This window comes from Pseudomonas sp. BF-B-30 (assembly GCF_019956305.1).
GTDB lineage: Bacteria > Pseudomonadota > Gammaproteobacteria > Pseudomonadales > Pseudomonadaceae > Aquipseudomonas > Aquipseudomonas jessenii.
Genome location: NZ_JAHBDG010000022.1, coordinates 195,504 through 207,948, shown reverse-complemented (window position 1 = coordinate 207,948; position 12,445 = coordinate 195,504). Strand labels below are relative to the sequence as shown.

Below are 12,445 nucleotides of genomic sequence, written 5' to 3'. Positions count from 1 at the left end.
TCTCAGTTGAATGATCCGACGCTTTCGCGAGCAAGCCCGCTCCCACAGGGTGTTGCATGTATCCAGGGATTTAGCTGTTCAGCAGTTGCAGGCGCTCGCGGATCGAAGCCTCGATCCCGGCTTCATCCAGCCCGCACTCAGCCAGCATTTGCGCAGGCTTGGCGTGTTCGACGTAAATGTCCGGCAAGCCCAGGTGCAGCATCGACTTGAGGATGTTTTCGCGGGCGAGGAATTCGCTGACCGCGCCACCGGCGCCGCCCATGATCGCGTTTTCTTCGACAGTGACCAGTAGCTCGTGGCTGCCAGCGATTTCGCGAACCAGTTCTTCATCCAGCGGTTTGACGAAACGCATGTCGACCACGGTTGCGTCCAGCGTCTCGGCGACTTTCAGGGCTTCGGCCAGTTGCACGCCGAACACCAGTAGGGCGACTTTGCTGCCCTGGCGGCGGACTACGCCCTTGCCGATCTCGATCGGTTCGAGGTCTTTCTCGATGGTCGCGTTCGGGCCGTTGCCGCGTGGGTAACGCACCGCTGCCGGGCCTTCGTACAGGTGGCCGGTGGTGAGCATCTTGCGCAGCTCGTTTTCATCGCTCGGGGTCATCACCAGCATGCCGGGGATGCAGCGCAGGAACGACAAATCGAAGCTGCCGGCGTGGGTTGGGCCGTCTTCGCCGACCAGGCCTGCGCGGTCGATGGCGAACAGCACGTCGAGGTTCTGCACAGCGACGTCATGCACCAACTGGTCGTAACCGCGTTGCAGGAAGGTCGAGTAGATGGCCACCACGGGTTTGGCGCCTTCGCAGGCCATGCCGGCCGCGAGAGTGACGGCGTGCTGCTCGGCAATGGCGACGTCGAAGTAGCGCAGCGGGAAGCGTTCGCTGAAAGCGACCAGGTCCGAGCCTTCCTTCATCGCCGGGGTAATCCCGACCAGACGCGGATCGGCCGCCGCCATGTCGCACAGCCACTCGCCGAACACACCGGAGTACTTGGGCCCGCTGCTGGCCTTTTTCGGCGCGGCGGCCGGGGCGTCCAGCGGTTCGAGTTTGGTGATGGCGTGGTAACCGATCGGGTCGACTTCCGCCGGGGCGAAGCCTTTGCCTTTCTTGGTGACGACGTGCAGGAACTGCGGGCCTTTCAGATCGCGCATGTTGCGCAGGGTAGCGATCAGGGTCGGCAGGTCGTGGCCATCGATGGGGCCGATGTAGTTCCAGCCCAGTTCTTCGAACAGCGTGCCGGGAACCAGCATGCCTTTGGCATATTCTTCGGTCCGACGGGCGATTTCCCAGGCACCGGGGAGGCGCGACAGCACTTTCTTGCTGCCTTCGCGCATGCTCGCGTAGGTGCGGCTGGAAAGGATCTTCGCCAGGTAGTTCGACAAGCCACCGACGTTGCGCGAGATCGACATGTCGTTGTCATTGAGGATCACCAGCATGTTGGCGTTCACTTCCGGCGCATGGTTCAGCGCCTCGAACGCCATGCCCGCGGTCAACGCGCCGTCGCCGATCACCGCGATCGCCTTGCGCTCGCTGTTTTGCAGGCGGGCGGCAATCGCCATGCCCAGCGCGGCACTGATCGAGGTGCTGGAGTGGCCGACGCCAAAGGTGTCGTACTCGCTCTCGGAACGACGCGGGAAGGCGGCGACGCCGTCTTTCTGGCGCAGGGTGCCCATGCGCTCGCGACGACCGGTGAGGATCTTGTGTGGATAAGCCTGATGACCTACGTCCCACACCAGCCGGTCGTCCGGGGTATCGAAGACGTAATGCAGCGCGATGGTCAGCTCGATCACGCCCAGGCCGGCACCGAAATGCCCACCGGTCTGGCCGACCGTGTAGAGCAATTCCAGGCGCAACTCATCGGCCAGGGTTTCCAGCTCGGCTTCGCCTAACCGGCGCAGGCCGTCCGGCGTGTTCGCGCGATCGAGCAGGGGCGTGGTCGGGCGCTTGCGGGGAATCTCATGAAACGTCGTGGGCATCAGGCGAATCGTTATAGGTATAAAAGATGCGGCAGTTTACCTGATGCATCGTCCCCTGCCCACGCGTTGGTCTTTTTTGACGGATTTGCCGTCAGCTGCGGCGATCGACGATATACCGGGCCAGATCACGCAACGGCTCGGCCGCCGCGTCAAACGGTCGCAGGGCGTGCAGGGCCTGGTCGCGCAGCTCCAGGGCATAGGCCTTGGCGGCGTCGAGGCCGAGCAGGGCGGGGTAGGTCGGTTTGTCCCGGGCAATGTCGGCGCCCTGGCGTTTGCCGAGGGTTTCGGTATCGCTTTCGACGTCGAGAATGTCGTCTTGCACCTGGAATGCCAGACCGATGGCCTGTGCATAAGTCTGCAGGGACTTGAGTTCGTCTTTCTCGGCACGGCCGCTGGCCAGGGCGCCGAGTTTGACGCTGGCCTCGATCAGCGCGCCGGTCTTGTGCCGGTGCATGTACTCCAGGGCTTTCTGGTCGAGCTTCAGACCGACCGAACCGAGGTCGATGGCCTGACCGCCAACCATGCCCGCCGGGCCTGCCGCCAACGCCAGGGCACTGACCATTTGCAGGCGGATTTCGGCATCCGACGCGCTCAGGCGTGGATCGAGCAGGGCGCTGAAGGCCAGGCTCTGCAAGCCGTCGCCGGCGAGGATCGCGCAGGCTTCATCGAATTTCTTGTGGGTGGTTGGCTGGCCGCGGCGCAGATCGTCATCGTCCATCGCCGGCAAATCGTCATGCACCAGCGAGTAAGCGTGGATCAATTCCACAGCACAGGCCGCACCGTTGGCTTGCTCGGCCTTGCCGCCCAACGCTTCGCACGCGGCGTAGGCCAGCAGTGGACGCACGCGTTTGCCGCCATTCATTACGCTGTAGCGCATGGCTTCGTACAGCCGCGCCAGCTCGGGGCTCGGCGCTGTGAACAGGGTTTCCAGCGCTGCATTGACGCGGGCCTGGCTGGTGGCCGAGTACGCTGCAATCATTCTGGCTGATCCGCGTCGAAGGGTTCCTCGGCCAACTCGCCATCACGCTCGAGCAGCACCTGAACCTTTTGCTCGGCCTGGGCCAACGCCGCCTGGCAATCGCGTGTAAGACCGATGCCCTGCTCGAAAGCGGCCAGCGAGTCCTCCAGCGACAATTCGCCATTCTCCAGGCGCTCCACCAGCGTTTGCAGGTCGGCGAGGGATTGTTCGAAATCCAGTGCAGCTTTTTTGCGGGCCATGGCGGCGATTTCCGGTTGACGTTAAACCGGCGCGACACTAGCAGATAGGGGGTTTATGGGCAAATGAGCGAGGTGTTTGGTGCAAGGGTTTCAGCGCTCAGGAGGCGCCTGGTCGGGATATTTGATCTGGTAGCGAGTACTGCGCCCGCCACCCGGCAGGCGTTGCAGGCATTCCTTATCCAGCAGTTCGGCCAGATGCCGGGTCGCGGTCGCTTTGGAGACTTTCGCAACGGCTTGATACTGCGCCGCACTGATCCCGCCTTCGAATCCTCGTTCCCCTCCGTCCAGCAAACGATTCAGTACTTTGGTCTGCTCGGTCGACAGCTCGGACTCCCGGTGCGCCTGCCAGAAGCGCGCTTTGCCCAGCACGGATTCGATCCGTGCCATGGCCTGCTGCAGGCTGCGCAATAGAGTTTGCAGGAACCATTCGAGCCAAACCGTAATGTCCGTGTTGGATTTCTGGCAGGTTTCCAGCACCCGGTAATAGCCAGAACGATCCTCGAGAATACTCGCCGACATGGCATAAAAACGGATCGCCTGAGCTTCGCCTTGAGCCAATGCAAGGTCGGTGATCGTCCTGGTCAGGCGACCGTTGCCGTCGTCAAACGGGTGGAGTGTGACAAACCAGAAGTGTGCGATGCCAGCTCGAAGCAAAGGGTCGGGCCCGGACAGATTTCGGCTGGTTTCAAACCATTCGAGGAAGGCATCGAGTTGGCGCTCAAGGCCCAAGCGAGGCGGTGCTTCGAAGTGCACCGTCGGTCTATCGAGACGACCGGAAACCACTTGCATTGGATCATCGCCGCGCAAAGCACCTACACGAATGCTTTGCGCGGCCAAGCCGATTTCCTGTTCTGGAAACAGCCACTCATGCCAATCCAGCAATCGTTCAAGTGTCAGCGGCTCGGCGAAATGCTGGGTAGCATCGAGTATTAATTGCGCGAGCCCTTCACTGCGCTTGCTGATGTTGTCGCCATCATTGAGCTCCAACCCCAATCGCCGCGCCAATGAAGAACGAACTGAACCGACATTCAGCTGTTCTCCTTCAATGGCCGATGAGGTGACGATGTTTTGCAACAGTGCATCCAGCTCACTTTGCGCGCTCAGCGAACTGCCCACGGAACTGGCCATGCCCATTAGCCGACCTTGTGCTTGAACGCACTCACGTAACATGGGCGCCAGTCGTTCGGCATTCCAGGTGAGCCCCGGCCAATCAGGCTGCTGCCATATCCATTGAGGTGTCATGAACTTGATGCTCTAAGTAGGGGTGAGCCGATTAGATGGGCTATTCGGCTCACATAATGAGCCGAATATGGCGCGTATTCGGCTCACCGTCCACCCGTTACCGTGATTCCCGCCGCAATTTCGGTGCCATCCGATTGTTAAAAAACACCCGAATGGCTAACCTTCGAGCCCTATACGACCCGGTAGTCACGGGTCTTTCAGACGAAACGCAGTATCCACATCTGTAACGCGCTCAGGATCAGGCGCATGGTTTCGTCATGCATGGCAGGAGGCGTCGCATGCGCTCATTACTTTTGCTGCTGATCGGGTTGGCTATCGTGCCCGTGATTCTGGCTGCGCCGGATGCCGCGTTGTCGGAACCGGTGGGCGGCTGGCGTTACAACGGTCTGCTGGACCGTAGCGAAAACCCGCAAGTCGCCTATCCCACGCCGCCGATCGACCGGGGTGTGCAGCGCAATCGCACGATGATCGAAGGCCAACTGAAGGCCCTGGGCACCCAGCGCGGGCCGCACACCTTGGCGGTCAACGGCAATCCGCTGAATCTCTATACCGACGAACAAGGGCGTTTCGCCCGACCCTATGCGTTTGGCGCCGGTTCCAACAGCGTCGAAGTGCGCAGCGCCGAAGGCCAGTCTCTCAAGCGTGTTCAATTCTATGAAGCCAACAACCTGCGCACCCCGGCGCGGATTCGCGTGGTGCTGGGTTGGGACGATCCGAAAGCCGAACTCGACCTGCATATTGTCACGCCTGATGGCCAGCATGCCTTCTGGGCGCATTCGGCCTTGACCAATGGCGGCGGCCTCGACCCCGACGGCGTCGATGGCCCGGGTCCGGAAATGTTCACCATGACCGCACCGCTGCGTGGCACCTATCTGGTTTACGTGAACTATTGGGGCAACTTCGGCAGCGGCGGCTATAACTTCGATGAGACCAGCAACCAGAACGAGGTGATTACCTCGCAGATCAACCTGGTGCTCAACGAAAACACCGTCGATGAAAAACGCGAGACGTTCATCGTGCCCCTGCGCGCAATCGGCGACCTGCTGCTGGTCAAGACTTTCAACTACTAAGCATCCCCGCTCCACGGATGAACATCGGGTTTTGTGAACATGAGTGATAGCACTGTTACTCCGGCCGCTGGCGCACCCGCGGCCAAACCTCCCCTGCATTGGCCGACGCTGCTGATCGGGATATGCCTGGTCGTTGGCGTGGCCGGTGGGTTGGGGTGGTTCATGCACAAGCCCAAGGCCCCGGCCCCCGTGTTGGCCAGTGACAAACTGGGCATGAGCCGCCCGGATGGCCTATTGGAAACCCACTCCCTGAGCCAGTTGCCCAAGGACTTGCTGGCGGTGCCGTTCCTCAAGGAAACCCTGACCGAAGATTTCGTCTTCTATTACGAAACCCACGCCGATCGCTTGGGCTTGATCGGCAGCTTGCGGCGGATCATCTACGAACACGACCTGAAACTGCAGGACACCTTGATCGAGCAGTTGTTCGATCAGCCTGCCGATGTAGCGTTGTGGCGCGGGGCGGATGGGCGGCTCAAGGATTTCCTGCTGGTGATGGATCGCGGCGGGCTGGCCAAGGTGCTGGAGCCGCTGGCCAAAGTGGCGCTGGGCGACTCGCAGTTGAGCAAGGTCGCTGACGTGAAGGTCGGTACCGACGACGTGGCGCTCTATCAACTCAACTACAACGCGAGCAAGGCGCTGCTGTTTGCGTCCCATGGCGACAAACTGGTGGTGTTGTCCAATCCGGCGAAACTCTACGATCCGCAAAGTGGCGCAACGGAAGAATCGGGCAGCGTGTCGACCACGGCCATTGCTGCGCTGCTCAATGGCGACAAACTGTTTCCCGAAGCCTTCGGCCTGGCACCTCGTGAGCCGCAAGTGAAACAACGCCTGTCGGTGAATGCCAGCGTGCTGGCCATGGGTTACCAGCGTTTCATCCCTACCTTCGCCGGCCTGCGTTTTGACATGGACGACAAGGGCTGGCACAGCTTCCTGGCCATGGATGAACTGGAGAATCAGCCAGACTTCGATTTCAAACCGATCTGGCAAGCCATGCCCATGGGCGCCAGCGCTTGCGTGGCGTTGCCGCTGGCGGCCGAACAACAGACACCGCTGCTGGTGAAGCTCGGTGCGCAGGAGAAGGTGGCCCAGGCATTGACCGAACACATGGCCGGCGCGGCAGGCCTGTGCTGGTATGCCGATTCGCGGTTGTACACGCCCTTGCTGGTGGCCAGTCTCAACGATGATGACAGCGGCAAACTCGATGGAGATCTGGGCAGCCTGTTTGGCTCGATGGTCGGTGCCTACGAGAGCAAAGTCGAAGACGGTGCCTTCCCGGTGATGGAGAAACAGGCAGGCCAGAGCCACCAGTGGCAACGCCAGGTCAGCTCCAGTTTCGGTCCCTATGCGGCCAAGGAGGCCGAAAACCCCGACGCGATCACCGGCAAGACGTTCATGAAAGTCAGCCTGGCGAGGCATGGCTCGACGTTGCTTTTCTCCCTCGACGACAAGCTGGTGGACAAGGCTCTCGGCACCCTCGACAAACGCTTCCCGCCGATGGCCGACGTGGTACCGAAAGACCTGCTGATGCCGGTCTATTTCGGCCCGGACTCCATGGCCCAACTGATGCAGCAGGAAACCCTCGACAGCCTGCCCCAGGATATGGAACCGGTGTTCTATAACGCCGCGCAAACCTGGCTGATCCCGAAACTGCGCAAGCTCGGCGGCTACGGCAAATACGCCCTGACCTTACCTGAAGGCAGCGAGCCAGACGGCCACTGGCAGTGGCTGCCGCTGGAGTGGAAAGCCCTGTGACGGCATTGATCCGAAGTCTCGGCCTGCTGGCGTTGTTGCTGAGCGCGGGTGCCCGCGCTGTCGAGGCACCGTCGCTCGATCCACAGCAATCCCAGGTGTTTCGTGCCTGGTTTGTGCGCATTGCCCAGGAGCAACTGAGCCAGGGCCCGAGCCCGCGCTGGTATCAACAAGACTGTGCCGGGCTGGTGCGCTTCGCCGCTAACGAAGCGCTGAAAGTCCATGACGAGAAATGGCTGCGCAGCAATGGCCTGTCCAATCGTTACCTGCCGCCGGAACTGCAATTGAGCGACGCCCAGCGCGGTCTTGCCCAGCAATGGCAGCAGGGCGGCGGCAAGGTCGGGCCATACGTCAATGCGATCAAATTGATCCAGTTCAACAGCCATCTGGTCAGCCGCGATGTGTCTCAAGCGCGCCCTGGCGACCTGATGTTTTTCGACCAGGGCGACGACCAGCACCTGATGATCTGGATGGGCCGTTACATCGCCTATCACACCGGCACCAGCACACCCACCGACAACGGCATGCGTTCGGCAAGCCTGCAGCAACTCATGACATGGAAGGACACCCGATGGATACCCGACGCAGCCAACCCCAACTTCATCGGCGTCTATCGACTGAATTTTCTTTCCCAATGACCGGTGCCCGCATGCTGCGTTTTCTGTCTCTGATGTTGGTATTGGTGCTGCCGTTCTCGGCGGTAAACGCCGAAGACTCGGTCCCGGCCAGCGGCTATGCGCCAGTGGCCGGCGAGAGTTTTTTCCTGCTGGCCGACAGCAGCTTTGCCAGCGATGAACAGGCGATGGTGCGCCTTGAAGCGCCGGGTCGCGACTATCGCCGGTTTCGCATGGAGCCCTACGGCGGCGCCGACATTCGGGTGTATCGCATCGACAAGCCGCTGGACTTCCTCAAGCGCCAGAAGAACCTTCATCGGGTGGTCAGCGATGGTCAGTTCAAGGGTGAAGGCCTGTCCAATACCCTCGCGTACCTGTGGGACAACTGGTATCGCAAATCCCGTCGGGTGATGCAGCGGGCGTTTTCCTACGAGTCGCGTAAACAAGTCACCGAGGAAGTGCCGGAACTGAAGATGGGCAACGCGATGGCCGCGCCAACGCCCTACGATGCGCAGCCGCAATTTGCACTGATACCGGGTTTGCCCGTGGTCAGCCAGTTCCGTTATCCGTTGTGGCAGGCCAAGCCGATCCAGCCACCTGCGGGGGTGAACCTGGCCGGTTCTTCCAGCGAGTTCGTCAGCGTCGCGCCGGGCAACGTGTACATCCCGTTGGGCAATCTCAAGCCGGGTCTTTATCTGGTGGAAGCGCTGATCGGCAAGTACCGCGCCACCACCATGGTGTTCGTCTCCAACACCGTGGCGGTGAGCAAGATCGCCGGTGACGAATTGCTGGTGTGGGCCGCGCGCAAACACGAAGGCAGCTCGGTGCCGAAGGTCAATGTGCTGTGGACCGATGGCCTGGGCGTAATGAGCAGCGGCGCCACCGATACCGATGGCTTGCTGCGCTTGAAACACGTCAGCCCCGAGCGTTCGTTCGTGATCGGCGAAGACGAAGAGGGCGGGGTGTTCGTCTCCGAGAATTTCTACTACGACAGCGAAATCTACGACACCAAACTCTATGCCTTCACCGACCGGCCGCTGTATCGACCGGGGGATTGGGTGTCGCTGAAAATCGTCGGGCGGGAGTTCAAGAACGCGCGGGACTCGGTGCAGCCAAGCGCGGCCGACGTCAATGTGACCGTGCTGGATGCGACCGGCACGGCGCTGCAATCCCTCGCTCTGAAGCTCGATTCCAAGGCTGGCACCCAGGGCCGATTCCAGTTGCCCGATAACGCTGTGGCCGGTGGCTATGAACTGCGTTTCAACTACAAGGATCAGGCTTACAGCAGCGCCTTTCGCGTCGCTGAATACATCAAGCCGCACTTCGAGATTTCGCTCAACCTGGCCAAGCAGGATTACCGTACTGGCGAAGCGGTCAAGGGCAACCTGGTGCTGCTGTACCCGGACGGAAAACCGGTGGCCAATGCGAAATTGAGCCTGAGCCTGCGCGCCCAACAGCTGTCGATGGTCGACAACGAACTGCAATACCTCGGGCAATTTCCGGTGGAACTGACCAGCACCGAATTGACCACCGACGCCAAGGGCAGCGCGTCCCTCGACTTGCCGGCAGCGGACAAGCCCAGTCGCTACATGCTCACGGTATTTGCCAGCGACGGTGCGGCGTATCGGGTCAAGACCACCAAGGAAATCCTCATCGACCGTGGCGCGGCGAATTTCCGCTTGAGCGCGCCTCAACGCTTCAGCGCGGTGGGTGACAAGGTTGCCTTCAGCTATGCCCGCGAAGGCGAGCAGGCCGATGCCGTTACGCCAGGCAGCTATGGCTGGGTGCGTTTGGAGGACCAGAGCACCGGCGAAGGCAAGCTCGCGGCAACCGACAAAGGTTTCACCCTGGCCTTTGACCGGCCGGGCACCTACAACCTGACGCTCAAGGATGATCATGGCCGGGCGGTCGGCGCCACCGGCCATTCGGTGACCGGCGAAGGTGTCAAAGCCGTACCCGGCACCGTGGAAATCGTCCTCGACAAGCCCGAGTACATCGCAGGCGATGAAGCGCTGGCGCTGATCACTTTCCCCGAGCCAGTGAGTGATGCGCTGTTATCTCTGGAACGCGACAAGGTCGAAGCCACTGCGCTACTTTCCAAGGGCGGCGACTGGCTGACGATGGAAAAACTCAGCGATACCCAATACCGCGCGCGCATCCCGGTGAAAGACGGTTTCGCGCCGAACCTGACCTTCTCGGTGTTGTACACCAAGGGTGGCCAATACAGTTTCCAGAACGCCGGCATCAAGGTGGTAACGCCACAGATCGACGTGGCAATCGCCACCGACAAAGAAACCTACCTGCCGGGTGAAACCGTCTCGGTGGACCTGACCACCCGGTTCGCCGGCAAAGCGATTCCCGCGCACCTGACGGTCAGCGTGGTCGATGAAATGGTCTACGCCCTGCAACCGGAAGTCGCGCCGAGCATCGACCAGTTCTTCTATCACCCACGGCGCAACAACGTGCGCACCAGTGCCAGTTTATCGTTCATCAGCTATGACGTTGCCTTGCCGGGCAGCCCCGGTGCGCCGGGCAAGGCCAATCGCAGTGAGCGCGGTGTGAAGGTGCTGGAGCGGCCGCGTCGCGAAGACGTCGACACGGCGGCGTGGCAACCTGAATTGCTGACCGATGCCAACGGCAAAACCCGCTTCACCTTCAAGATGCCCGACTCCCTGACCCGCTGGCGCATCACCGCCAGGGCCATCGCCGATGGCGGTCAGGTCGGGCAGAAGAAGCAGTTCGTACGCTCGGAAAAACCGCTGTACCTGAAGTGGAGCGGGCCGACCCGATTCCGCGCCGGTGACAAACCGGACCTCGGTGTGTTCGCCTTCAGTCAGGCCGAGAAACCGGTCAAGGCCGAACTGGTGACCCGTTACGCCGGCAACGAACAGCGCGTGCCTGTAACTCTGAACAGTGGCATCAACTACATCCCGTTGCCGACCTTTGAACTGGTCAATGGCGAGTGGAGCTCCGAGCTGATGCAGGATGGCAAAACCGCTGATGCCCTGGCGGTGCGCCTGAGCGCAACCGGTGAAGGCTGGCAGATGACTCAAACCCAGAGCCTTGATGTGGGTGAGGGCGATACGCCGCTGACGTTGCCGACAGACGCCAGTGATATCCGCCTGCGTCTGGACGACAGTCCGCAAGCGTTGTTCCGTTCTGCACTCGACGATCTGTTGAGCTACCCCTACGGTGGCGTCGAGCAGACCGCCAGCGGCCTGCTGCCATTGAGCATCGCCTACCCGACGCTGGCGGCGAATCCGCAGATCCGTGATCGCCTGCGTCTGATCATGCAAAACAGTCGCTTGCGTCTGGTACAAATGGCCGGCCCTTCGGCGAGCTTCACCTGGTGGGGCATGGATGGCGAGCCGGATGCATTCCTCACCGCCTATGCCTATTACGCCGACTGGCACGCCAGCCAGGTGCTGGAACTGAGCCTGCCGCCGGAGCATTGGCAGCGGGTGCTGGAGGTCTACGCCAAACAGGCGAAGAACACGCCGTTGTTGCAGCGGGCGCTGATCCTGTCGTTCGCCAAACAGATGCAGTTGCCGGTCAACACCTTGCTCAGTGGCTTGATGGACGACCTGGCGAAAGCGGGCGAGGGCACCGCGGCGAACCTGATGGAGAACGGCGAAGACAGCCTCGTCATGAGCGATCCGGATTCAGCCTTGGGGTTGGCGGCTGCACGCGTGCTGACGGCATCGTTGGCCAGGCAAGCGAAGGTCGCGTTACCGGACGCGTTCAATCGGCAACTGGCCGACGCGCAGCAACGTCTGGCGGTCAGTTCCCAGCCGTTTGCCGAAGCGCTGAACCTGTCGCTGCAACCCTTCGATCAGGCTCACGCCCAGGCCTTGCTGCAACGTTTGCTGCCTCAGCAATCGACCCTGGAACGTGCGTTGGCATTGACCTGGCTGCAACGCAGCATCGAGCAGGCATCGCCCACCATTGCATTGGCGCCGGGTGAAGGCTGGAAGAAACAGTACGGGGTTTCTGGTGAGATGTACTGGACGTGGCAGGGGGCTGCGCCAGTGCCGACGGTATTGACGCTGACCGGCGCGCAAGAGCGTCCGCTGCGCGCTGCATTGAGTTACCGCAGCCAACAGCCGGCGGTCGATCCGATGGCCGTGACCATCACCCGTCGCCTGTCGCGATTGGTGCCGGGGGATGAAGCCTTCACCTTCAAACTTGAAGCGGTCGGCAACGCGCCACTGTCCAGCGACAACCTCTATCTCGATGAAGTGATCGTCACCAGCCAAGCCGCCAGACCGTTGCGTTACGGGATGCTGGAAGTGCCGCTGCCACCGGGCGCCGATGTCGAGCGCACGACCTGGGGCATCAAACTCATGGGCAAGGCCGGCACCGAGCCGACGTCGCTGGAGAAGGCGCGTTTCGAACCGGGGCAAATGGCTTACGCCATTCCGGTCGATGCCTTGAGTGGTGAACTGCGCCTGCGGCATTTGGTGCGTTTCTCGCAGAAAGGGCAGTTCAACTTGCCGCCGGTGCGTTTCACTCAGGTTTATGCGCCGCAGCATCAGGCGATGGAACAAAAGGCAGCCCTTGGCCAGGTCACGGTTCACTGA

The 12,445-nt window shown here is 61.4% G+C and carries 8 protein-coding genes; 4 read left to right on the top strand and 4 right to left on the bottom strand.

What is annotated here, in order from left to right:
• Nucleotides 1-70 precede the first annotated feature (70 nt).
• The 4 genes from dxs to KGB29_RS13760 all read right to left on the bottom strand — a co-directional run bounded on the left by dxs (nucleotide 71) and on the right by KGB29_RS13760 (nucleotide 4,432).
• Entirely contained in the window at nucleotides 71-1,972 is a 1,902-nt protein-coding gene (dxs, locus tag KGB29_RS13775) for a 1-deoxy-D-xylulose-5-phosphate synthase (protein ID WP_150813882.1), read from the bottom strand.
• 91 nt (nucleotides 1,973-2,063) lie between these two features.
• Nucleotides 2,064-2,951, bottom strand: a complete 888-nt coding sequence (gene ispA / locus KGB29_RS13770) for a (2E,6E)-farnesyl diphosphate synthase (RefSeq protein ID WP_150813883.1) — start codon at nucleotides 2,949-2,951, stop codon at nucleotides 2,064-2,066.
• Nucleotides 2,948-3,190 carry an exodeoxyribonuclease VII small subunit gene (locus KGB29_RS13765; RefSeq protein ID WP_007970180.1) on the bottom strand — a complete coding sequence of 81 codons (243 nt, stop codon included), beginning with the start codon at nucleotides 3,188-3,190 and terminating at the stop codon, nucleotides 2,948-2,950. Before KGB29_RS13765 ends, ispA begins: the two co-directional genes overlap by 4 nt.
• Before the next feature lie 90 nt (nucleotides 3,191-3,280).
• Nucleotides 3,281-4,432 (bottom strand): Fic family protein, encoded by a 1,152-nt coding sequence (locus KGB29_RS13760; protein WP_150813884.1) that lies wholly within the window; start codon nucleotides 4,430-4,432, stop codon nucleotides 3,281-3,283.
• 278 nt (nucleotides 4,433-4,710) lie between these two features.
• Here KGB29_RS13760 and KGB29_RS13755 point away from each other — a divergent pair, with 278 nt between their 5' ends.
• From KGB29_RS13755 to KGB29_RS13740, 4 genes are read left to right on the top strand one after another with little or no spacing between them, the layout of a single operon-like run.
• On the top strand, nucleotides 4,711-5,502 hold the full coding sequence (locus KGB29_RS13755; protein ID WP_150813885.1) for a YfaP family protein: 792 nt from the start codon (nucleotides 4,711-4,713) through the stop codon (nucleotides 5,500-5,502).
• A gap of 39 nt (nucleotides 5,503-5,541) precedes the next feature.
• Entirely contained in the window at nucleotides 5,542-7,254 is a 1,713-nt protein-coding gene (locus KGB29_RS13750) for a DUF2138 domain-containing protein (RefSeq protein ID WP_150813886.1), read from the top strand.
• Nucleotides 7,251-7,889 (top strand): DUF1175 domain-containing protein, encoded by a 639-nt coding sequence (locus KGB29_RS13745; RefSeq protein WP_191626107.1) that lies wholly within the window; start codon nucleotides 7,251-7,253, stop codon nucleotides 7,887-7,889. Before KGB29_RS13750 ends, KGB29_RS13745 begins: the two co-directional genes overlap by 4 nt.
• Nucleotides 7,886-12,445 (top strand): alpha-2-macroglobulin family protein, encoded by a 4,560-nt coding sequence (locus KGB29_RS13740; protein ID WP_150813887.1) that lies wholly within the window; start codon nucleotides 7,886-7,888, stop codon nucleotides 12,443-12,445. Before KGB29_RS13745 ends, KGB29_RS13740 begins: the two co-directional genes overlap by 4 nt.